Source organism: Pantoea sp. SGAir0215 (assembly GCF_043543215.1).
On sequence record NZ_CP028031.1, the window covers coordinates 996,151 to 1,017,406 of the forward strand.

Genomic DNA, 21,256 nt, shown 5'->3' on the forward strand with positions numbered 1-21,256 from the left:
CTTACACCAGATCGCGCGAGGGGATCTTCACCACGACTTTGCGGATCGGACCGGGCTGACTGACCGCGCAGTTAGGACGATGAATATCCTGAGGAAAAAATACGGCGAACGTGCCGGGCAGCATCCGTACCAGGGTTTCATCGGGGGCATGTTGATAAAAAACGATGTCGCGTTCGCTGTCGTAAGGCTGATGCACCGCCAGATCCAGCGGTTGTGTGGCGACGCCGATCACTTCTTCGCCTGCCACCAGATACTGCACGTCGATGTGATAGCGGTGCGCCTCCGGGTAATTCTCTGCGGCGGGAACCGTGTGCAGATCTAACACCTGTACGACCCAGCCGGTTTCTTCGTCCTGATAACGGCCGGCGGCCATGTTTGCCAGATCATGACCGGCGAGGTAGGCCAGAGCATGAGCAATCGCGGCGGGATAGTGACGGGGATCGGTATTGGCAAGGTGTCCGGTAATCATGATGCCTTCTCCTGTAGCGCCTGAATGCGCGCCCAGACGCGCTCATCAACCGGAATACCCAGGCGTTCGTTTTCTTCACGCAGTGGCGGGAATTTGTCACCCGGCAGGCGAATCGCCTGTGTGCTGTCAGCCGGTTCCGCACCGGTGATGGATGCGCGAATACGATCGAGTTTTTGCTGGCGGGTTTCGCCCGGAATGAGCCGATCGACGTCGATGGCGATAAACACCTGAGAAATGCCAAATTCATCGCCGTTGTCGTGAGTGACTTCAGTCACGGAGGCGCCGTTAGAGAGCAGGGTGGCCAGCATATCCAGCACCACAGACAGCGCTGAGCCTTTCCAGTAACCCATTGGTAAAATGCGGCGGTTTTTTTCCAGCGTGGCCGGATCGCGGGTGTAGTTGCCCTCATCATCAAAGCCGCCATCGACCGGCAGGCTTTTCCCCGCCAGGCGATTCACTTCCAGCATGCCGTAGGAGAACATCGACATGGACATATCCACCATCGTAACCGGCTCGCCCGGTACCGCGATAATCAGCGGATTGGTGCCGATCGCGCAGCTTTTTGCGCCCCAGGGCGGCATTACGGCAATGGAGTTGGTCCAGCAGATGCCGACAAAGCCCTTTTCCGCCGCCTGCCAGCCATAGCTACCCCCGCGCATCCAGTGATTGGCATTGCGTAAGGCCACCAGCCCAATGCCGTGTTCCGTGGCCAGCGCCATCGCGCGGTCCATCATGCTATGGGCGGTGATATTGCCGATGGCGCGTTGCGCATCCCACTGCTCAATCGCACCCAGCGACAGGACTTTTTGCGCATCCGCATCGGGAATAATGTGGCCGGCATCCAGTTGCTGAATAAAACGCGGGAAGCGGTTAACGCCATGGGAATAGACGCCGTTAAGACTGGTTTCAGTAAACATGTGCGCGCAGGCCTCGGCTTTGGCCTGCGGCACGTTGCGGCTGAGGAGTACGCGAAGAAACTCCTGATACAACTGCTGATAGCTGATTCTCATCTGACTGATACTCCCCGCGTCTTATTTATTTCATAATGTGGAATGTCATTTCAACTAAATGCTATGGGGAAAAATGCAGCGAGTCAAAGAAATGACTCAAAAATTATTTCATTTAAATCAGAAGGATATAATTAATTCTGACTTCTGTGATCTTGGGCTTTTTTGCCCGATTCCGGCCACAGTCAGGCCGGTCAGCTGAGAGACAGCTGACCTGTTTTGCTCTGCTTTTCGCCCTGCCTGTGCAGGGGCGTTAGCGTAGCGTTACCCGGTAGAGTGAAGTGTTGGCTGTGATATAAAGTTCATCATTATTCGGTCCGCCAAAGGTGCAGTTGGATACCGTTTCAGGAATCGGGATTTTGCCTTTACGGTTTCCGCTGCTGTCGAAAATAATCACGCCGTCAGCGCAGCTACAGTAAATATCGCCGTTGGCATCCACACAAAATCCGTCCGGGAAACCGGGTGAGACATCGGCAAAAAATTGCCCTGCAGACAACGTGCGACCGTCCACTTTATAGGTGCGCAACTCATGGCGGCCGAGCGTCGGGAAATCCACCACCGACATGTCCGCCACGTACAGCACGCTTTCATCAGGCGAGAACGCCAGCCCGTTTGGCCGCTGCAGATCGCTGGCGGCAATGCTGAGCTGCCCGCTTTCCGGATCAAAACAGTAGAGATAGCAGCCGATCACCTGGCTGGGAGCCAGGTAACCCTCATGATCGCTGACGATCCCGTAAGGCGGATCGGTAAACCAGATGGTGCCGTCGGAGCGGATCGCCAGATCGTTAGGCGAGTTAAACCGCTTGCCCTCGACTTTATCCACCAGCACGTTCACCGTACCGTCTGTTTCTGTCCGGCTGATAGCCCGGCGACCGTGTTCGCAACTGACCACGCGTCCCTGATGGTCGCGGGCATTGCCATTGGCATAGTGAGAATGATGACGCCAGATACTCAGCTCGCCATTGCGCTGCCAGCAGTACATACGGTTGCCTTTGACATCGCTAAATACCACCCCATCCAGCGCCGGTAACCAGACTGGGCCTTCGGCCCAGGTGGCAGGGGAGCACAGTTTTTCTACCTGCATGATGCTGGCCTCCGTTACTTCACGCCCCAGATAGCTTTGTAATGGTCCTGATAGCCGTTTTCCGGATCGTAGTGGTTCTGCGGTCCGCCATCCCGGCTGATATTTTCCGGTGTAATCAGGTGCGCAGGCGTGACATAGCCTGACGGGGGCTGTCCGGCGAAGGCGCGGTTGAACTCATCCAGCAGTTGCCAGCCATGCAGTTTCAGCGGTTCAGCGACGGTCGCGACCTGGCTTTCACCATTGCGAATGCGCTGGAAGGCCGACACCGAGCCGTCGCCTGCCGAGATGTTATATGGCGCGTTTTTGCCGCCTTTCCCTGCGGTTTTCAGCGCGGGTGCCATAAAGTCAAAATAAAGGTCATTAATCGCCAGCGAGTACTGCCAGCGGTCACCGTACTTCTGTAACAGGCTAAAGGTCAGCGACGGCATACGGTTAGAGGTATCGGCCAGCGGCGTGTCAATAAAGTCGATGACTTTACACTCGCTGCACTTCTCAATTTCCTGCTTCATCGCATTGGCTTTATCCAGCGCGATTTTGTACAGCGAGTCGGTGAAGATAATCACCTGCGCTTTGCCGCCTGACTTCACAATGGCGTACTGCGCCGCCAGACGGGCAACCTCATTAGAATCGGACGTAATGTTATCGGTGATCCCGTACTGCTTAATCGGGCCCGGCTGAGGCTCTGCGTGCCAGGCCATCAGCACGATTTTTTGCTGCAGGGCTTTTTTCAGCGGCATTTTGGCGACGTTCGGGTTCCAGCCGCCGATAACGATACCGTCAGGGCGCTGGGCAATCGCCTGATTCAGCGCCGCCAGTTGATCTTTGACAGAGCCTGCGCCGTCCAGCGTATCCAGCGTCCAGCCAGCCACTTTCGCCGCTTCGCTCAGGCCTTGCTGAACGCCCTGCACACCGCCGTTTTTCATATCCGAGGCGATAAAGATCAGTTTCTTTTTAGGCTGTAGCGTTGGCCCGGTCGTCGGACCGTCCCAGGTCGTGGCGCTGGCCGTCGCTTTGGCCACGGCCGCTGTCGCCTGATCGAGATAGCTGTCTGCATGGGCTGGTAAGGTGGCGACCAGCATGGCGATGAGAGAAAGACCAAATACCGGATTTTTCATAATGAGTTCCCTGGTGTGATGGTTTTTTGCTGTGAGTCAGGTGTGGTCGCCGGCGTGCTCTGACTGCGCACGACGGCTTTTTGATTCAACATACGGCGGCGCTGAGCGTAGCCGGCCAGCGTAATCGACAGCAGCAACGTGGCACCGTTAAACAGCGGTTCCACCCAGAACGCGCCGCCAAACTGCTGAATACCGGCAATCCCGATAGCCAGGATAGCGATGCCGACCACGGTGCCCCAGACGTTTACCCGTCCCGGACGAATGGTGGTACTGCCCAGAAAAGCCCCGACCAGCGCAGGCAGCAGGTAATCCATCCCGACGCTGGCCTGGCCGACGCCCTGTTCCGCCGCAATCAGCACCCCACTGAAGCCGGTGATCACACTGGAGGCGATAAACGCGCCGATCACGTATTTATTCACGGCAATACCGTTGAGGCGCGCGGCGACGGGGTTACCGCCCACGGCATACATGCACCTTCCCAGTGGCGTGTGCTCAGTGATCAGCCACAATACCAGCGCCAGGCCCAGCACATAGAAGGCACCAATCGGAATGCCAAACACTTCGGTACTGTGCAGCGCACTAAAGGCATCCGGTAAGTCACCAACAATTTGGCGACCGCCGGAGTGCCACAACGCAATGGCATACAGCACCGTGCCGGAACCGAGCGTGGCGACGAAGCTGTCGATATCCGCCAGCGCCACCAGAATGCCGTTCAGCAGGCCATACAGCGCCGACAAGACCAGCACTGTCAGCACCGCCATCTGCCAGGAAAAGCCGTATTCCACCTGAAGCGTAATGGCCAGGATGTGCCACAGCACGATCCCGAAACCGACGTTCAGGTCGATTTTGCCCACAATCATCGGCAAGGTGGCGGCCAGCGCCAGCAGGGCGATTTTGGCCTTACTGGACAGAATGGCCTGCACGGTGAGCAGGGATGCGAAAGTCGGGGACAGTACCGAAAACAGTAACGCCAGCAGCACACATAACAACAGTAATCCGTAGCGGGTGACGACCTGCATCGACCACGGCGCAAAACCATGCTGAGCAAGGCTGACCCGTTGTTCAAGTGCAGTAGATTTCACCGAGGTTTTAGACATAGCGTTTCTCCTGACTGCCTTTTCAGACGGTAGCGAAGGGGGCAGCAGAGCTGGCTGAGGCCAGCTCCAGTAAATTAGCAAAAGTAACCTGTTCGTTTTTCAGTTCACCCACTACCTGGCCCCGGTTAAACACCAACGCGCGGTTACAGATATGCGCGATTTCCTCCAGGTCATTCGAGATCACCAGCACTGCCACGCCGTCTGCCAGCGCTTTGTTGAGCAGGTGATAAATTTCTTCGCGCGCGCCCACGTCGACGCCCGCAGTGGGATCTTCAAGAATCAGCAACGGGGCATTGAGGTGCATCCAGCGGGCCATCACCACTTTTTGCTGGTTGCCACCGGACAGGGCGCTGATATCCAGATCCACGTTTTTAGGGCGTACGTCGAAAAGCTGCACTTTCCACCAGCTGGCACCCACCTCCGCGCGGCGACCATAATGGGACATCACCCGGTGCCCGCTCGCGCAGGGGTTGAGAAACAGGTTTTCACGCACGCTCATCGACATAACCAGACTTTCACCGGTGCGATCGCCTGCCACAAACGAGATGCCTGCCGCCATAGCCTCGCGAGGCGATCGGGAATGGCAGGGCTTGTCGCGAAAAATGACCTGGCCCTGGGTAGCCTGTTTCAGGCCAAACAGCATCCGACCAATCTCTTCCTGACCGGCACCACGCAGGCCGGCCAGCGCCAGCATTTCGCCGGGTTGCAGACTGAACGAGACCGGGCCCACTTCATCAATGCAGAGCTGATCCAGTGACAGCACGGGCGGACGCCCCTCAGGCAGCACAAGGCGCTGATTGCTTTCCAGCGCTTCGCCGACAATCATTTCAACCAGATCGTGCAACCTGTAGTCTGCCGTGTTGCCCTCTGCGACGCGTTTACCGTCCCGCATCACACAAATGCGATCGGCAATTTCAATCACCTCATCCAGACGGTGAGTCACGTAAATCATGCCGACGTTGCGACTTTTCAGGCGTTCTATCACGCTAAACAGATGCCGTACGTCATTGGCGGGTAACGAGGCGGTCGGTTCGTCCAGTACCAGTACTTGCGCGTTGACGGCCACCGCGCGGGCAATGGCCAGCAGCGATTTCTCCGTGCGTGACAGTTCAAATACGCGGGCATCGGGATCGAGCTGAATACCGACGTCTTCCAGCGCTAAACGTGCCCGTTCACGCACGGCCCGCCAGTTAATCAGGCCCAGGCGACGGTTGAAGCCCATGATCAGCGCCATATTTTCCGCCACCGTCATCCACTCGATCAGCCCCAGATCCTGATGAATAAAGGCGACAGGCTGGCTGGTGGCGGTTTTTAGCGCGGCCGCTGAGGGGATGGGGTTGCCATTAAAGGTTATCTGGCCTTCGTCGCTGGTATAAACGCCGGCCAGTACCTTGATCAGCGTCGATTTACCCGCACCGTTTTCACCTAACAGCGCGACCACTTCGCCCGGAAAGACATCCAGGCTTACGTCATTGACGGCAGGGTTCCCCCCGAAACGTTTGGTGATATGGCTTAGTGTCAGGACCGGTTTATCCGGGTTAGTTTGCATTCCAGCCTCCCGTGACGCCTGGTGAGTAGTGGCAGCAAGCGTGGTGACGCGCTCTTGCTGATTTCAACATGTGAAATACTATTCCAAAAAATACTATCCCTGAAAATGCGGAAAAGCAAAGAAGCGAGGCGACTATTTCCTCATTAGAAACATAGGGTTAAAATATTGTTTTGAAATTGTGATGAACAGCGCAATTCCTGCCAGGCGGAATGCGATCGCCAGGCCACACTAAAAAAGCGAAAGATTCCCAGTTGTTATGCCATGAGTTAACATCATGCGATAGTGCGCTCAGGAAGTCAGAAACGGAGAGGATCGGCGGATGGTGGGTAAAGTGGATAAAGCGAAGGAAAATAAAAACGATAAGCCGTTGGGAACACAGAGTCTGTTTCGTGGCCTTCAGTTAATTGAGTTACTGAGCAATTTCCCGAACGGTTGCCCGCTGGCCCATCTCGCTGAGCTGTCCGGCATGAATAAAAGCACCGTCCACCGCCTGTTACAGGGGCTGCACAGCAGTGGCTATGTCACCCAGGCCCCGTCGCCTGGCAGCTATCGCCTGACGACCAAATTTATTTCGGTCGGTCAGAAAGCGCTGTCATCGCTCAATATCATCCACGTAGCCGGACCGCATCTGGAAAAGCTCAACCTGGACGTGGGCGAAACGGTTAACTTTTCCAGCCGTGAAGACGATCATGTTGTATTGATCAATAAACTGGAACCCACCACCGGCATGATGCGCACACGCGCCTACATCGGGCAGCATATGCCGCTCTATTGCTCGGCGATGGGCAAAATTTTTCTGGCCTGGGGCAGTGAAGAGTACCTGCTGCACTACTGGCAAAGCCATCAGGACAGCATTGAGCAACTGACAAAAAACACCATCACCACCTTGCCCGAGATGCAGCAGGAACTGAGAGATATTCTGCAGCAGCGCACCGCGATGGATCGCGAAGAGAACGAGCTGGGCGTGACCTGTATCGCCGCGCCGGTATTTGATATTCAGCAGCGCGTTCCCTATGCGGTGTCGGTCTCGCTGCCAACGGCCAAGCTGCAACAGATTGGGGCAAAAAACCTGATGGCGAAGGTGGTAGCGACCGCCCAGGCGATCTCACACGAGCTGGGCGCTTCCGCCTGAGCCCTGGGCAGCGGCCCGCCTGGCACGCATCCTGCGTTATCCGTTTTCAGGCGGGATACTGTCGCCCGCGCCAAGTGTCCGCTGCATCAATACCGTGTCCAGCCAGCGCCCGTGTTTGTAGCCTACGGAGGTTAGCGTACCGGCCACGGTGAAGCCCGCCGATCGGTGCAGAGCGATGGAGGCCGCGTTGGCGCTGTCGCCCACATTCCCGACCATCTGGCGAAAGCCCCGGCTTTCAGCCCAGTCAATCGCGTGCGCCAGCAGGCGTTTACCCACACCTTTCCCCTGAAAAGCCGGATGGATATAAAGGGAATCTTCCAGGGTAAAACGATAAGCCGGGCGCGGACGATAAAAGCCCAGATAACAGTAACCGCAAACCTGGCCGTCTTCGATGGCCACAAACCAGGGCAGTCCGGCGGCACGGATTTTTTCTAACCGGCTGGCGAGTTCGGCTTCATCAGGCGGATCCAGTTCAAAACTGCCCGTGCCATGCACAACATGGTGAGCATAAATCTGTTGCAGGGCGGGAATGTGGTCATCCTGCGCGAGCGTGATGTGCATTCTGCGATTCCGGAGTGAGCCAGTAAGGATCATGACAATACAAAAGACAGGCAGGAAAGGCTACCGGCCTGTTTTGCCGGGTAAGATCCCTGTCGCAGGACGGGGCGTCAGATACCACTCCTGCCAGGCGCGGTTTATCGCTTTTGCACCTACCAGACGGCACCTGGGCAGGCTAAGTCCCTGATACAGGAGGTGATAGCGACGGCGATTGCCCGGCGTCACCCAGGTGATATGCCTGAGCATGGCGAGATTGATGTGATCGGTGCTGCCTTGCAGCGCCCCGGCACGCGGCGTGGTGGCACAGCAGCGCCGGATATAACGCAGTAAACTGACAGGCATCGCGAGATCCAGCAGGATATAGCCTGTTGCGCGCGCCAGTCTTTCGGGCAGGCAGCGCGTATAATTGCCTTCGATAACCCAGCGTTCTGCACTTATTGCCTCGCGGTGAAGCTGTAAAAACACGGCGTGCTCTCTGGGCTGCCAGTCGGTATTGGGCTGGTGATAAAGCTGATCGAGATGAATAACGGGCAGCGACTGCTTTTCCGCAATCGCCACGGCCAGGGTAGATTTACCGCTGTTTGAGGGGCCCATGATACAAATGCGCGGACCCAGATGTGCAAGCGGCGGCAACGGTGTCATCAGGCGAAACCTCCGTCAAGGCTGTGTTTGCGCCTCAGTATACGCGGAAAATGTGCGCCAGCCATCGTGCCTCAGGGCCGGTTGGGGTCAGACCGATCCCGCTTTCTCGATCACCAGTACGCGCGCTTCGCCCTGTGGATGGGCAACATGTTCCGTGCCCACGCTGGCATAAAAAATATCCCCTGTCTGCAAGCGCACTGTCCTGATGTCTCCGTTTTCCTTGTAGTGCATCTCTACACAGCCATCCATCACCGCAAAAACTTCCTGACCGTCATTGATGTGCCACTTGTAGGGTTGATCCGTCCAGTGAAGCCGTACGGTTGTGCCATCAAAGTTAGCGATGTCGAGTGCACCCCAGGCCCGGTCGGCTGAGAACGCTTTGCTAATATAGGTTTTCATGGTTTTTCCGTTATGCGCAGTGGTAAGACATGGATGAGGTTATACCGCGTGAAGTGGGGCAGGGCTTGCAAAAAATTGCGGAAAACTGAGGCGAATCAACAGAGCAGGTACGGGATGAAAGCGTCAGGCCAGGCGGGAAAGCAGACCTGCCCTGCGGGCAGGTCTGAAGGGCGGATCAGAAATTCACGTTAGCGCTGATTCCGCCGACAAAGGCATCTTTCACGTCGCTAACGGCACCCGGCGCAACAACGTATTGCAGGTTAGGACGCAGTTGCAGCCATTTGGTCAGCTGCGCGTTGTAATAGATTTCGTAGTTGTACTCCGAACCGTCCTGAACAGGCAGATAGGTCGGGCTGTTAAAATCGGTCTGCCCGCTGGCGTCGTTCTGTTCACGCAGCGAACGCGTGTAGGCGCTGTTGACGTGAATACGCGCCGCGCCGATGCCAATCTCATCCTGCGGACGGGCATCGAACGGTCCTTTCCAGGTGAAGCTGACGGACTGATAGTTATCGGTTTTCGATGTTTTATGGTCGTTCATCACCGCCTGAACCGTCACGCCCAGACCCCGGCTGGCATCGCCGCCCTGCGCCGTCAACTGCTGCTGCAACAGGACATAGCCGCCGTAAGCATGATTTTTGCGCTGGTAAGCGCCGTCACGCCAGCTGCCATAGTTGTCGCCATTTGCGGACGAGTAGTAATAGCCGATACGATAGTTACCCGGCAACTTGTCGGGGCCTAACGTCGGTTTCCAGCCTAACTCGACCGGCACCAGATTCCCCTCTGAGTTGCTGGTATCCAGCCGGAAACCATCGCCACGGTCGTAATTCGCACGGTTTTGATTGTAGAAACCGACCTGGAAAAACACCTCTGGCGTAACGTTGACTTTTAGCCTGCCGCCCCACTGCGAAACCGGCCAGTTAAACCAGCGATCGCCGCGCCAGTTACCGGCCTGGCCGCTGCCAAACGCCAGGTTCTGGAACTTGCTGTCGAAGTTATCGAAGTCTTCGCCGACGGTAACGCGTCCGGCTTTCAGATTGACCGTGTTATCGAACAGGCCTTTGCTTAACCAGAACTGCGTCAGGCGCCACGTCTGGCCACGACCGTACACCTCCTGGGGGGAAGAAAGCATCCCGGTGCGGCGATCGGCCACCTGATCGGAGATGTTGCGGCCATTGCGATCGGTAATGGTGACCTGGAACTGCGTATCCTGCCAGTCGAGGAGTTTTTGCAGATCGAAATTGGCACCAAACGCCCACTGGTCGCTGTAGCGCATCGAGGTATGGCTGTCAGCTCCGCCACCCAGATTGGCGGCACTTTCCATGGTGTAGTTAACATCTAACTTAATGCCGTCGTTTTCTAACTGCGTTCGGTTACCGCCCCAGTCGCCAAACAGGTAAGGTGAGTCATAGCTAAAGGCATCGGCGGCCAGCGCGGAGGCGCTCAGCATCGCAAACATCAGGCTGCCCGCGGCCAGGCGAGGCATAAACTGCACTGCTTTTTTTGTATTCATCAGCGTTATTCTTTATGAAATGACAGGAAAAGACAGGGCAGAGAATAATGCTGACTAAATGTCAATTTTTGCAAATCTGTGCGTATGTAACTGCAAAGTGGTAAGGAATTAACGCAATTGTGACAGTTATCGCTGAATGAATATTTTTATAACTAAAAAGGCATTTATTGCGAGGCAAAGTAAAAGGGATGCCGCGGCATCCCCGGAGGTTTTATGGCTTGCTGGCCTGGGACAGCTCTTCAATTTCTTGCTTGCTCAGCGCCAACTCGGTGGCTTTGACCAGTTCATCAAGCTGCGACAAGGAGGTCGCGCTGACGATAGGGGAGGTAATACTCGGGCGCGCGATGAGCCAGGCCAGCGCCACCTGCGTGGCTGACGCATCATGTGACGCCGCCACGTCTTCCAGCGCTTCAACAATGCGTTTACCGCGTTCATTCAGGTACTTATCTACAATACCCTGACCGCGCGCGCTCTTGCTGGCATCCTGCGGTTTTTTATATTTGCCGCTGAGAAAGCCGCTGGCCAGCGCGTAGTAGTTGATCACGCCAAGCTGATTCTCTCGCGCTACCTGCTCCAGCTCGCTTTCATATTCTTCACGGTCGTAAAGGTTGTAGAGCGGTTGCAGGGTTTCGTAACGCGCCAGCCCATGCTGTTTGCTGATGTCCAGCGCCTCCTGCAGTCGCGCGGCGCTGTAGTTGGAGGCCCCAATAGCCCGGACTTTGCCGGCTTTGATCAGGGCGTCAAAGGCGGTTAATGTGTCGGCCAGTGGCGTGGTTTCATCATCGCGATGCGCCTGATAGAGGTCGATCACGTCGGTTTGCAGACGGCGCAGCGAGTCCTCGACGGCCTGGCGAATATACCCAGGTTTCAGTCCCTGCTTCTCCGGTGACATTTCGATGCCGACTTTGGTCGCCAGCACTATCCTGTCGCGTTTACCGCTTTTCTTCAGCCATTTGCCGATGATGGTTTCGGATTCGCCCCCCTGATTGCCGGGCGCCCAGCGTGAATAGACATCGGCGGTATCGATAAAGAACAGGCCTTTTTCCACCAGCGCGTCGAGCAGAGAAAACGAGGTTTTCTCGTCTACCGTCCAGCCAAAGACATTGCCGCCAAAGGTCAGAAGCGGCACAGAGAGGCCGCTGTTGCCGAGGGGGCGGGTTTTAGGCTGCGTCATAGCATTCTCCTTTATTAAACGTATCAGGTGTACTTATCAGCTTAGCAAAGGTAAATCGACAGCTTTTCATTCGGTTTGTCAGCCAGTGCGGCATAACAAGGTAGCAAAGGTCACTTTTACCGCTGGCACGGCAGCGCCCGTCCTGAAACGTGCAGGCACACAGCCCCGCGAATGCCAGAAAACCCGATACCGTAAAGCGAGGGATTTTACATTCAGAAATCTGGCTTTACCGACGTGGACAAAATCGTTGCTGACGGGCCTTAGGGCTTAGGGTTATAAGAATACCGGGCTGGTGTGATGCGACCTTCACGATGATCGGGCAAAAACGTCACAGGAGACGTGGCACTGATGAAACCTCATAATCTCTCTGGCTTCACATCCACGCCGCGACGTCGGTTCTTAAAACGCAGCGCGGCGCTGTTGCTGGGTTCCGCATTGCCGATACCGGCCTTCGCGGCCGAACCGGCTTTCCCCCCCTTAAAGCGCATAGCTGCGCAGCGTCATCTTCTGTTTGGGTTCGCGGTCCGGCCCGAGCGTTTGCGGTCCGATGCGCATTACCGGCAGTTTGTGGCCAGCCAGGCCAATATTATTGTTCCGGAAAACGCGCTGAAGTGGGTGGTCGTTCAGCCTGAGCAGAATCGCTACGATTTTTCTGGCCCGGATACGCTTGCCGCCTTTGCCAGAGCGCAGGGCCTGCTGCTACGCGGGCATACCTTTTGCTGGCACCGCGCGGTGCCGGACTGGCTGCTGGCGATTCGCGATGCCACGCTGCTGGAAAAAGTGTTGAGAGACCATATTCATACCGTCGCGGGGCGCTATCGGGGACAGATACAGAGTTGGGACGTGGCGAACGAGATTATCAACCTGTCTGACGGTTTGCCTGGCGGATGGCGCAACAGTTTCTGGTATCAACGTCTGGGAACGCGTTATCTGGATATCGCCTGTGACGCGCTGCATCAGACCGATCCTCACGCCGTCATTTGCTATAACGATTACGGGCTGGAAAGCGACCATGACAACGCACAACGAAAACGTGACGCTGTGCTGGCGCTGCTGCGCAATTTGCAGGACAGACAGATCCCCATTGGTGCGCTGGGCATTCAGTCTCATCTCAAGGCCGGTCCGCAGTACGCGTCTGGTCCGGGACTGGCGACATTTATTCGTGAAGTGAAAGCGCTGGGCCTGGCCGTGTATATCACCGAACTGGATGTTGATGACAGCCGCCTGCCGATGGCGCGCCGCGCCATGGCGGTCGCCAGCACCTATAAGCGCTATCTTTCGCTTGTGCTGGAAGCCGGTGTCGACGCAGTGCTCACGTGGGGTGTCTGGGACACGCCCCACCGGACGGCGGCGACGCCGAAGGCAAGCGATGGGCTGGCCACCGGACCGTTGCTGTTTGCTAAAGACGGCCAAATCAAAGACGCCAGTTGGGCAGCGCTGCATGCGCTACGCTGATTAACGCGTTGCGGGCGCCGCTCTGGCGGCAATCCACTGTCGATAACGCGCGGGTGTCATCGCCATCACCTGATTAAACGCTTTGCGAAAGCTGCTTTCGTCAGAATAGCCACAATCGGCGGCCACCTTACGGATGCTTACGGTGGGGTTCTCCAGGAGAAGACAGGCACCTTCAATGCGGACCCGGGTAATAAACGCCTTAGGACTTTCGCCGGTCAGCATTTTCATTTTACGGTGCAACGTACGTTCGCTGGTATGTAACGCAGAGGCCAGCCGTTCTGCCGTGATGCCTGGCTGTTGATAGCGAATAATCTCTTCCGCCCGCATCAGCAACGGGTGCTGAGTGTTAATAAACCCGGGCGGCGCATACAAACGTTGCGACACGGGCTGGGCATCGGCAACGGCCATATCAGCAACCTGTCTGGAGACGTCCGCCCCCAGTATCCTGTGCAGCAAATGCAACGTGAGCGCGCTCCACGAGAGTGGGCCACCCGTAGTAATGATATTTTCCTGTTGTTCGAGCGTTTGTCCCCATACCGGACGCGCATCCGGATAGCGCTCCCGCAGGGTCGGAAACAGCCACCAGGTGGTGGTACAACGCCGACGACTGAGCAGCCCCGCTTCGCCCAGCACCAGACAGCCCGCGCAGGCGGCACCGACGATGGCACCCTGATGGTACATTTTTTTTATCCAGGTCCCCGCCTGTATGACCGCCTCCGGATGCTGCGGAAACCGATCGCGGCCCAACGCCATTCCCCCGACCAGGACGATATCTGACGCCTCTGCCTGGCTGAAATCAGCATCGACATGTAGCCATCGTCCCTGCGCATCGCGCACGGGCTGGCCATCAGCACTTACGATTTGGACCTCCAGCGGCGCGCGGGTCAGTTGCGCCGCAGTATCGGGGCGAGACGCAATCACCTGGCGCGCAATCCATAAGGTGTCACAAAAGCCGTTGACGGCAGAAGGCAGGCTGCCTTCCAGCGCCACAATCGCTATGCGCATAACCAGTCACTCCTTATGGCGAGTTTTGCCTGTTAGTTGTCTTATTCGCCATCTTACACGCTCTTTTCGCCCGATCTACCATGGTCAGCATGAAAACGACCACAGGAACAGGCGAGATGCGGCGAAAGAGCAGTAAGGCGAAAAGATTAAAGCATGCGGTGCTGCTGGGGCTGACGTTATTGAATGTGCCGCTCGCTGCGCAGGCGACGGTGAAAAACATCGTCTTAGTCCACGGGGCGTTTACTGACGGCTCAGGCTGGCGGGCGGTGATTTCACGCCTTCAGCACAAAGGTTATCACGTCACCGCCGTTCAGAATCCATTGACCTCATTGCAGGATGACGTAAAGGCGACGGAGGCGGTCATTGCGCGTCAGCAAGGCCCGGTGCTGCTGGTTGGGCATTCCTGGGGCGGTGTGGTGGTGGCTGATGCTGGCAACGATTCGCGCGTAAGGGGCATGGTTTTTCTCTCTGCGCTGGTGCCCGACAGTAATGAATCTGCTGCCGGGCTGTTGCAACGACTTCATGCCCCGATGACGGAAATGAGGCCGGATAAACATGGGATGATCTGGCTGGATAATGCCCAACAGTTTGGTGAAATGCTGGCCGGCGACGTGCCTGATGCGCGGGTGCGCGAACTGGCTGCGGTACAACAACCTGTTGCGGCGAGCGCTTTCACTGACAAGGTTATGCGAGCCGCATGGAAAATCAAACCCACCTGGTATTTGTTGACCACGCAAGACCGGGCGCTGCCGCCCCGTGTCCAGTCTGACATTGCTGCGCATATTGGCGCACGCGTTCAGCGTCTCGCATCTAGTCATTTATCGCTGGTTTCACATCCTGAACAGGTGGCTGCGTTTATCGATCGCGCGGCCAGAACCCTTCCATCGTCATAGCACCATCACTCTCAGGGGAATCCCATGTACAGATTACTTCATATTGACGCCAGTATTTTCCAGACGCCGTCGGTTACCCGGCAGCTTACCGCGGACATCGTCAGAAAACTGTTGGCAAAGTACCCCGCTGCTCAGGCGACTTACCGTGATGTCGTGGCCGAGGAAATCCGTCCTCTTAACGCGGCCATCGCGGCAGGTTTCAGGGCGGGAAACGACGACAACGTCAGTGAGTACATAGCAGAACAGCATCGCTTATCTGACCTGCTGGTGGCGGAGTTTCTTGCCAGTGATGTGATAGTCATCGGTGCGCCGATGTACAACTTTTCGGTGCCTGCCCAACTAAAATCCTGGCTGGACCGGATCGCGCAGGCAGGCAAAACATTCAGTTATACGGCACAAGGCCCGGTGGGATTGTCAGGTGGGCGAACCGTGATCGTGGCCTCGGCGCGGGGCGGCTTTTACCACGGCGGTTCCCTTGAAGAGTGGGATTTTCAGGAACGGTATCTGGCCGCTTTTTTTCGGTTTTTAGGCGTTGAGCATATTCATGTTATCCGTGCAGAAGGGGCTTCAAAAGGGGAAGCCATTCAACAGCGTGAAATCGGCAACGCGTTTAATGCCGCCAGCACGCTCATCCAGTCACTTGCGTTGTAATCCACAGGAGAACCTTATGCTTTACATTGTTACGCTGAGTTATCGTGGTGCCGCCGCCGAACGTGAAAAACACAGCGCGGGTCATAAAAGCTGGCTGGTGGAGCACATCAAGACGGGCGAGGTGGTTTTGGCCGGACCGCTGGAAAATCAGCAGGGCGGCGTTGTGCTGTTTCCCGCCTCTGATGAGCAGGCGGTTCGCGACAGGTTGACCGAGGATCCCTTTGTGGCGTTGGGACTGGTTGATGTGGCTGTTACGGGCGTTCATCCAGCCCTGGTTTCTTCTGTGTTTGACGCCGACTGGGGCAGTGAAACGAAGGTCGTTGATATGGCCCACCGCGCCTGAAGCCGTTTGCCGCGGAGCAGGGCATCGCTCCGCGGCAGGTCGATCAGAATGACTGCCAGTTATCCGCTGACGGTGCGGTAGACACAGGCGTCATAACGGGTTTTTTCAAAGCTGTGCTGCGGGACGTCGCCAGACCTGTGGTCGGCTTTCTGCCCGTGTTAAACACGGAGACCGACTGACGTAACTGCGTAGCCTGATCTTCCAGTGAGGCTGCCGCACTGGCCGATTCCTCTACCAGCGCCGCGTTTTGTTGCGTGACGCCGTCCATTTCCGATACCGCTTTCGTCACCTGTTCAATACCGCGTGTCTGCTCGGCCGAGGCCGAGGCAATCTCAGCCATCAACTGGGTCACGCTGTTAACGGAATGCACAATGCTTCCCATGACATCACCCGCTTCGGAGGCATGAGTCGAACCGCTGTTGACACGCTGCGTCGATTGTTCAATCAGCGTGCGGATCTCCTGCGCCGCGCTTGCACTGCGTCCCGCCAGTGAACGCACCTCACCGGCGACTACAGCAAAACCGCGCCCCTGTTCGCCTGCGCGTGCGGCTTCGACCGCAGCGTTAAGCGCCAGGATATTCGTCTGGAACGCAATGCTGTCGATAATGCCGATGATGCTGGCAATCTGTTTAGAACTTTCACTGATCTGCTCAATATTGGAAATCACCTTCGCCACAATCTGGCCGCCCTGCGACGCCATCACCGCGGCATCGTTCGCCATCGCGGTGGCCTGCTGTGCATTTTCCGCGTTCAGTTTTACTGTCGAGGTCAGTTGCTCCATGCTGGCTGCCGTCTCTTCCAGTGCGGCCGCCTGTTGCTCGGTGCGGGCAGAGAGGTCGATGCTGCCGGCCGACACTTCTGCTGCGCCGGTGAAAATGGACTGCGTTGCATCATCGACAGAACGAATCGTCACCACCAGCGCGCTGCGCATCTCTTCCAGTTGGCTGAGGAGCCGTCCGGTTTCATTGTGACTGTCGCTGGCGATCTCACGCGTCAGATCCCCGGCAGAGATCGCGCGCATGTAGTCGGTTGCCAGAGTCAGAGGTTTCAGCAGCAGTGTCCGCAGGCCAGCCCATACGCTGGCAACGGTCACCAGAGCAATAACTGCGATAATCAGCAAGGTCCACAGCATATTGGTGTAGTTGTGATCGTTTTCTGCGGCGATTTCCTTCATCAGCTGATAGTTAGCGCTCCGCCAGGCCTGATAAGCCTTATCCAGCTGATCCTGCGCTTCCTGTGCATCAAGATTGCCGTAAGCCTGATAGTTGTTATTTCGCAGGAACTCGACCGACGCGAGCATGGTATCGTGCATTTTGCTGTAAGCCGTCTGCACGTTTTGGGTCAGTTCCGCATGCTGTCCGGGTAAGGGCGGGGCGGCTTTGTAGGCTGAAAAATACTCATCGGCTTTTTCAGCAGATTGTTTCGCTGTGTCCAGCAGTGTGGCAATCGAGGCCAGAGATGCCGGATCCTTCTGGTTTTTCAGAAAACGAATAGCCACCCGGCTGACGGTGACACGCGTCTTTATCAGCGTCTGCACACTGTCGCTCAGTTGCTGTTGTTGTAGCGTCAGTTGTTCAGTGTGAGAAAAGTTGCGTCCCGCCTGGCTGACAGACGAATAAAAAAGCGACCCGGTAAGCATTAACAGCGCACTGAACAAAAACAATACGGCAATAATGCCCGTTGTAATTTTAAGGTTTTTAAACATGGCGGCGATACCTGATAAACGTGGATACAGGTATATCGGTATTTAACGGATTACCTTAATAGTGACGCCATAAATAATGTGATCTATAACGATTAGTTTAAAAATAAAATGACGCTTTCAGGAAAAGCGTGTTTTTTTAATGGTTTGGCCTAGTCACAAAAACGGGGTGATCAAGGGTCCGTTTATGCAGAAATGTACCGGGAGTTACGTTTTTTCGCGCAATAATAAGATGAAGGCCTGGGTGAGACATTTGCGCGTTAATATTTTTCGCTGCCCTCATACGTGACCGCAATCTGACGTTGTGTCCGTCTTCGCTGTATAAGCCGTGCTTCACAGACAGGGGGCTGAAAATAGGTATGGCAACACCATCTGTTATTTGCCCACCGCTGAGGCCGCTCAGCCTGTTTGCCGCTGAGGGGCGTTTCTGACAATCTTCCGCAATGCTTCTTTCCGGATGGCCATTAACCCGAGCGGGCCGTCAGGGTGAAATGACATATCAGCGTATTTTTGTCGCTATCCTGTGCATCATCCCCATCCAGATCAAGAAACAAGAATAGTTATCATTTGTATAATTCCTGCCTTAGTTGTTAACGGTTGGGATATATCTGTGAAAATCAAAACACACACCACCTATCGTGTCAGAGGCTACCAGCCTTCTGTTGATCCCGCCTGGCGGCAAAAATTACTAACCATGGGCGTGCTGCCCGGCACGCTGATTGACGTCATCCGTACTGCACCACTGGGCGATCCCGTTCATATCCGTACGCGTCGCCTCAGTCTGGCGGTGCGGCAACGCGAACTGGCTTCGGTTCTGCTGGAAGAAGTCCGCTGATGAGAACATTAACCCTGGGTCTGATCGGCAACCCGAATACCGGTAAAACCACGTTATTTAATCAGCTTACCGGGGCCCGCCAGCGCGTAGGGAACTGGGCGGGCGTGACGGTAGAACGCAAGGAAGGGCAGTTCTTTACGGCTGAAACGGATGTACGGCTGGTTGATCTGCCAGGCACGCGCTCGCTTACAACGCTTTCGGCGGACAGCGCCATCGATGAAAGTATCGCCTGTGGGTATCTGTTTGAGGATCACGCCGATCTGGTGATTAATGTGGTAGACAGCTCAAACCTGGAGAGTCATCTTTTCCTGACTTTTCAGCTACTGGAGCTGGGCATGCCCTGTATCGTAGCGTTAAACATGCAGGATATCGCGCTCAGCCAGAATATCATCATCGACAGGGCAGCGCTGTCAGCCCGGCTGGGGTGCTCGGTCGTGGCGCTGACGTCAACACGTGGCGAAGGCATCGCCTCGCTTAAACGCGCCATTGACGACTGGCAGGGAGAAAGACCGCCACAACCTCTGGTTTATCCTCGTGAAATTGAGACGGCGATCGCGCGCCTGCAAACGATGATGCCTGCGGACATCGCCAGGCAAAAGCAGCGCTGGCTGGCGCTACAGTTGCTGGCAGGTGACATTAACAGTCAGCGCATCTGTCCCACAGTCGTCCCCCAACTGCCGGCGATCAGGCAGGCGGCGGGCGGCGATCCGGCAATGCATGTGGTGAACTGTCGTTATCAGGCTATCAACGCGCTTTGCGCCGCGGTCTGTAACCTCAATAAAGCCGCACCCGCTGCGCTGACTGAGTGGCTGGACAACCTTGTGCTGAACCGGTTCCTGGGAATACCGGTTTTTCTGGGCGTGATGTATCTGATGTTTGTGCTGTCAATTAACATCGGTGCAGCCTTCCAGCCTTTGTTCGACAGCGGATCGGTGGCGCTGTTTATTCATGGCGCGCAGTGGCTGGGCTATACCTGCCACTTTCCCGACTGGGTAACGGTCTTCCTTGCGCAGGGCATAGGGGCCGGGATTAACACGGTGTTGCCGATTCGGCCCCAGATCGGCCTGATGTACCTGTTTCTGTCTTTTCTTGAAGACTCGGGGTATATGGCGCGTGCAGCGTTTGTAATTGATCGCCTGATGCAGTCGCTGGGCTTGCCGGGAAAATCCTTTGTACCGCTTATTGTCGGGTTTGGCTGCAACGTGCCTTCAGTAATGGGCACGCGTACGCTGGATACACCCCGTGAGCGCTTACTTACCGTGCTAATTGCGCCCTTTATGTCCTGCGGTGCGCGGCTGGCGATTTTTGCGGTTTTCGCCGCCACCTTTTTTGGCGCCTGGCGCGCCAGCCTGGTTTTCTCTCTGTACGTGCTGGGCATTATCGTGGCCATCGTCACTGGGCTTATCCTGAAAAATACGCTGCTGCGCGGCGAAGCGTCACCTTTTCTTATGGAGCTGCCGGTCTACCATCGCCCCCATGTGAAAAGCCTGCTGATCCAGACCTGGCAACGTTTAAAGATGTTTATCGTGCGCGCAGGTCGCGTCATTATTGTGGTCAGCATGGTGATCGGATTACTCAGCAACTTTTCGTTTAGTGGGGCAACCGTAGACCATATCAATGATTCTGCGCTGGCTACTGTGAGTAAAGTCGTCACGCCAGCCCTGCGACCTGTCGGCGTGACATCAGACAACTGGCAGGCCACGGTCGGGCTGGTGACAGGCATCATGGCGAAAGAAGTCGTGGTCGGTACGCTGAACAGCCTTTATGTCGGCGAAGATGTTCAAAGCGGCGCGTTTCGCCCGCAGGACTTTTCGCTGTCGGGTGAGTTAGGTGACGCGCTGAAAGAAACCGGTGACAGCCTGAAGAGCGCATTCAGCCTGCGTGCGCTGGCCAACCCTATTGAAGCGAGTAAAGGTGACAGTACAATCAATGCGACGCAAATGGGCGTGATGAGTGCGAAATTCGGCAACGGCTTCGCAGCGTACAGCTATTTGCTGTTTGTGTTGCTCTACGTTCCCTGCGTATCGGTGATGGGCGCAATAGCCCGGGAAGCCGGGAAAAACTGGATGTTGTTTTCCTTTTTCTGGGGCCTGAACGTTGCGTACTCCGTTGCTACGCTGTTTTATCAGAGTGTCAGTTTTCGCCTGCATCCGGGGTTTAGCGCGCTGTGCCTGATGAGTGTGGTCGTGCTTAACGGTCTGGTCATTAGCCTGCTGCACCACGCAGGTGGACGTGTGCGCACGAAGCTGGTTTCCGCACCGCTCACCTCATCGCGTAAGACAGGATGTGGCGGCTGTACGGGATGTGCTGAGCACCGGCACGCCAGCGACTGAGGACGACGGGGATGCGTGCGGCTGCCCATGATAACCGTGGGCAGACGGAGCCGCCGGAAAGCAATGACGATAAGGTTACCAGTCTGATCGCACGGCTTCCTCGGTCGCCGTTGAACGAAGAGGCAATGCCGGAAGCATATTTAGCGATTCTCTCCGCGACCCGGGCGGAATCAATCTCACCGCAGAAAGCCAGTCCATGCAGCCCCGGGGTGTGCCAGTCCACGCATATTTTCAGGCGCTGAGATTTTTTATATGCCCCAAAAAGTTAAACGTTAATTAAACACTTCTGTTTCTTCTGGCATA

The 21,256-nt window shown here is 56.1% G+C and carries 20 protein-coding genes; 7 read left to right on the forward strand and 13 right to left on the reverse strand.

Annotated elements, in window-relative coordinates:
- Window position 1: 1 nt before the first annotated feature.
- The 6 genes from C1N64_RS04710 to C1N64_RS04735 form a co-directional block, all read right to left on the reverse strand.
- Entirely contained in the window at window positions 2-469 is a 468-nt protein-coding gene (locus C1N64_RS04710) for a YhcH/YjgK/YiaL family protein (protein WP_394515280.1), read from the reverse strand.
- Window positions 466-1,479 carry a 3-dehydro-L-gulonate 2-dehydrogenase gene (gene yiaK / locus C1N64_RS04715; RefSeq protein WP_375096900.1) on the reverse strand — a complete coding sequence of 338 codons (1,014 nt, stop codon included), beginning with the start codon at window positions 1,477-1,479 and terminating at the stop codon, window positions 466-468. The genes C1N64_RS04710 and yiaK overlap by 4 nt, the downstream gene beginning before the upstream one ends.
- Window positions 1,480-1,729: 250 nt before the next feature.
- On the reverse strand, window positions 1,730-2,560 hold the full coding sequence (locus C1N64_RS04720) for an SMP-30/gluconolactonase/LRE family protein (protein WP_006121624.1): 831 nt from the start codon (window positions 2,558-2,560) through the stop codon (window positions 1,730-1,732).
- A gap of 14 nt (window positions 2,561-2,574) precedes the next feature.
- The gene (locus tag C1N64_RS04725; protein ID WP_033739103.1) at window positions 2,575-3,675 is read right to left on the reverse strand and encodes an ABC transporter substrate-binding protein; all 1,101 of its coding nucleotides are present in this window, start codon (window positions 3,673-3,675) and stop codon (window positions 2,575-2,577) included.
- Window positions 3,672-4,772 carry an ABC transporter permease gene (locus tag C1N64_RS04730; protein WP_006121622.1) on the reverse strand — a complete coding sequence of 367 codons (1,101 nt, stop codon included), beginning with the start codon at window positions 4,770-4,772 and terminating at the stop codon, window positions 3,672-3,674. The genes C1N64_RS04725 and C1N64_RS04730 overlap by 4 nt, the downstream gene beginning before the upstream one ends.
- 22 nt (window positions 4,773-4,794) lie before the next feature.
- Window positions 4,795-6,321 carry a sugar ABC transporter ATP-binding protein gene (locus C1N64_RS04735; RefSeq protein WP_039339008.1) on the reverse strand — a complete coding sequence of 509 codons (1,527 nt, stop codon included), beginning with the start codon at window positions 6,319-6,321 and terminating at the stop codon, window positions 4,795-4,797.
- A 319-nt stretch (window positions 6,322-6,640) separates the two neighbouring features.
- Here C1N64_RS04735 and C1N64_RS04740 point away from each other — a divergent pair, with 319 nt between their 5' ends.
- Complete coding sequence (locus tag C1N64_RS04740) at window positions 6,641-7,453, forward strand: IclR family transcriptional regulator (RefSeq protein ID WP_006121620.1); 813 nt, start codon at window positions 6,641-6,643, stop codon at window positions 7,451-7,453.
- A 36-nt stretch (window positions 7,454-7,489) separates the two neighbouring features.
- Here the strand turns inward: C1N64_RS04740 and C1N64_RS04745 are convergent, their stop codons facing one another.
- The 5 genes from C1N64_RS04745 to C1N64_RS04765 all read right to left on the reverse strand — a co-directional run bounded on the left by C1N64_RS04745 (window position 7,490) and on the right by C1N64_RS04765 (window position 11,736).
- Window positions 7,490-8,014 (reverse strand): GNAT family N-acetyltransferase, encoded by a 525-nt coding sequence (locus tag C1N64_RS04745; RefSeq protein WP_205957176.1) that lies wholly within the window; start codon window positions 8,012-8,014, stop codon window positions 7,490-7,492.
- Between the two features lie 60 nt (window positions 8,015-8,074).
- Window positions 8,075-8,653 (reverse strand): P-loop NTPase family protein, encoded by a 579-nt coding sequence (locus C1N64_RS04750; protein ID WP_375096901.1) that lies wholly within the window; start codon window positions 8,651-8,653, stop codon window positions 8,075-8,077.
- An 87-nt stretch (window positions 8,654-8,740) separates the two neighbouring features.
- Complete coding sequence (locus C1N64_RS04755; protein WP_006121617.1) at window positions 8,741-9,052, reverse strand: cupin domain-containing protein; 312 nt, start codon at window positions 9,050-9,052, stop codon at window positions 8,741-8,743.
- A 175-nt stretch (window positions 9,053-9,227) separates the two neighbouring features.
- On the reverse strand, window positions 9,228-10,562 hold the full coding sequence (locus tag C1N64_RS04760) for a carbohydrate porin (protein WP_394515281.1): 1,335 nt from the start codon (window positions 10,560-10,562) through the stop codon (window positions 9,228-9,230).
- A 211-nt stretch (window positions 10,563-10,773) separates the two neighbouring features.
- Window positions 10,774-11,736 (reverse strand): aldo/keto reductase, encoded by a 963-nt coding sequence (locus C1N64_RS04765; protein WP_394515282.1) that lies wholly within the window; start codon window positions 11,734-11,736, stop codon window positions 10,774-10,776.
- 348 nt (window positions 11,737-12,084) lie between these two features.
- Between C1N64_RS04765 and C1N64_RS04770 the strand changes: the two genes are divergently transcribed.
- Window positions 12,085-13,191 carry an endo-1,4-beta-xylanase gene (locus tag C1N64_RS04770; RefSeq protein WP_039339006.1) on the forward strand — a complete coding sequence of 369 codons (1,107 nt, stop codon included), beginning with the start codon at window positions 12,085-12,087 and terminating at the stop codon, window positions 13,189-13,191.
- Here C1N64_RS04770 and C1N64_RS04775 read toward each other — a convergent pair whose 3' ends face one another.
- The gene (locus tag C1N64_RS04775) at window positions 13,192-14,196 is read right to left on the reverse strand and encodes a GlxA family transcriptional regulator (RefSeq protein WP_054688370.1); all 1,005 of its coding nucleotides are present in this window, start codon (window positions 14,194-14,196) and stop codon (window positions 13,192-13,194) included. It lies immediately after the preceding gene.
- Between the two features lie 116 nt (window positions 14,197-14,312).
- On the opposite strand from C1N64_RS04775, the gene C1N64_RS04780 reads away from it, so the two are divergent.
- From C1N64_RS04780 to C1N64_RS04790, 3 genes are read left to right on the forward strand one after another with little or no spacing between them, the layout of a single operon-like run.
- Entirely contained in the window at window positions 14,313-15,089 is a 777-nt protein-coding gene (locus C1N64_RS04780) for an alpha/beta fold hydrolase (protein ID WP_394515493.1), read from the forward strand.
- 24 nt (window positions 15,090-15,113) lie between these two features.
- On the forward strand, window positions 15,114-15,740 hold the full coding sequence (locus C1N64_RS04785) for an FMN-dependent NADH-azoreductase (RefSeq protein WP_394515283.1): 627 nt from the start codon (window positions 15,114-15,116) through the stop codon (window positions 15,738-15,740).
- Between the two features lie 16 nt (window positions 15,741-15,756).
- Window positions 15,757-16,083 carry a YciI family protein gene (locus C1N64_RS04790; protein WP_394515284.1) on the forward strand — a complete coding sequence of 109 codons (327 nt, stop codon included), beginning with the start codon at window positions 15,757-15,759 and terminating at the stop codon, window positions 16,081-16,083.
- A 43-nt stretch (window positions 16,084-16,126) separates the two neighbouring features.
- Here the strand turns inward: C1N64_RS04790 and C1N64_RS04795 are convergent, their stop codons facing one another.
- Window positions 16,127-17,788 (reverse strand): methyl-accepting chemotaxis protein, encoded by a 1,662-nt coding sequence (locus C1N64_RS04795; RefSeq protein WP_033739125.1) that lies wholly within the window; start codon window positions 17,786-17,788, stop codon window positions 16,127-16,129.
- Between the two features lie 607 nt (window positions 17,789-18,395).
- On the opposite strand from C1N64_RS04795, the gene C1N64_RS04800 reads away from it, so the two are divergent.
- Both C1N64_RS04800 and feoB read left to right on the forward strand, forming a co-directional pair.
- The gene (locus tag C1N64_RS04800) at window positions 18,396-18,620 is read left to right on the forward strand and encodes a FeoA domain-containing protein (RefSeq protein WP_394515285.1); all 225 of its coding nucleotides are present in this window, start codon (window positions 18,396-18,398) and stop codon (window positions 18,618-18,620) included.
- Window positions 18,620-20,953, forward strand: a complete 2,334-nt coding sequence (gene feoB, locus C1N64_RS04805) for a Fe(2+) transporter permease subunit FeoB (RefSeq protein ID WP_394515286.1) — start codon at window positions 18,620-18,622, stop codon at window positions 20,951-20,953. The genes C1N64_RS04800 and feoB overlap by 1 nt, the downstream gene beginning before the upstream one ends.
- The last annotated feature ends 303 nt before the right edge of the window (window positions 20,954-21,256 follow it).

Bases quoted from the DNA above. Each gene is read 5' to 3' on its own strand.
- C1N64_RS04780 (WP_394515493.1), top strand. From the start codon at position 14,313: ATGCGGCGAAAGAGCAGTAAGGCGAAAAGATTAAAGCATGCGGTGCTG.
- C1N64_RS04755 (WP_006121617.1), bottom strand. From the start codon at position 9,052: ATGAAAACCTATATTAGCAAAGCGTTCTCAGCCGACCGGGCCTGGGGT.
- C1N64_RS04760 (WP_394515281.1), bottom strand. From the start codon at position 10,562: ATGAATACAAAAAAAGCAGTGCAGTTTATGCCTCGCCTGGCCGCGGGC.
- feoB (WP_394515286.1), top strand. From the start codon at position 18,620: ATGAGAACATTAACCCTGGGTCTGATCGGCAACCCGAATACCGGTAAA.
- C1N64_RS04730 (WP_006121622.1), bottom strand. From the start codon at position 4,772: ATGTCTAAAACCTCGGTGAAATCTACTGCACTTGAACAACGGGTCAGC.
- C1N64_RS04710 (WP_394515280.1), bottom strand. From the start codon at position 469: ATGATTACCGGACACCTTGCCAATACCGATCCCCGTCACTATCCCGCC.
- C1N64_RS04740 (WP_006121620.1), top strand. From the start codon at position 6,641: ATGGTGGGTAAAGTGGATAAAGCGAAGGAAAATAAAAACGATAAGCCG.
- C1N64_RS04775 (WP_054688370.1), bottom strand. From the start codon at position 14,196: ATGCGCATAGCGATTGTGGCGCTGGAAGGCAGCCTGCCTTCTGCCGTC.
- C1N64_RS04795 (WP_033739125.1), bottom strand. From the start codon at position 17,788: ATGTTTAAAAACCTTAAAATTACAACGGGCATTATTGCCGTATTGTTT.
- yiaK (WP_375096900.1), bottom strand. From the start codon at position 1,479: ATGAGAATCAGCTATCAGCAGTTGTATCAGGAGTTTCTTCGCGTACTC.
- C1N64_RS04725 (WP_033739103.1), bottom strand. From the start codon at position 3,675: ATGAAAAATCCGGTATTTGGTCTTTCTCTCATCGCCATGCTGGTCGCC.
- C1N64_RS04720 (WP_006121624.1), bottom strand. From the start codon at position 2,560: ATGCAGGTAGAAAAACTGTGCTCCCCTGCCACCTGGGCCGAAGGCCCA.
- C1N64_RS04765 (WP_394515282.1), bottom strand. From the start codon at position 11,736: ATGACGCAGCCTAAAACCCGCCCCCTCGGCAACAGCGGCCTCTCTGTG.
- C1N64_RS04750 (WP_375096901.1), bottom strand. From the start codon at position 8,653: ATGACACCGTTGCCGCCGCTTGCACATCTGGGTCCGCGCATTTGTATC.
- C1N64_RS04745 (WP_205957176.1), bottom strand. From the start codon at position 8,014: ATGCACATCACGCTCGCGCAGGATGACCACATTCCCGCCCTGCAACAG.
- C1N64_RS04785 (WP_394515283.1), top strand. From the start codon at position 15,114: ATGTACAGATTACTTCATATTGACGCCAGTATTTTCCAGACGCCGTCG.
- C1N64_RS04790 (WP_394515284.1), top strand. From the start codon at position 15,757: ATGCTTTACATTGTTACGCTGAGTTATCGTGGTGCCGCCGCCGAACGT.
- C1N64_RS04770 (WP_039339006.1), top strand. From the start codon at position 12,085: ATGAAACCTCATAATCTCTCTGGCTTCACATCCACGCCGCGACGTCGG.
- C1N64_RS04735 (WP_039339008.1), bottom strand. From the start codon at position 6,321: ATGCAAACTAACCCGGATAAACCGGTCCTGACACTAAGCCATATCACC.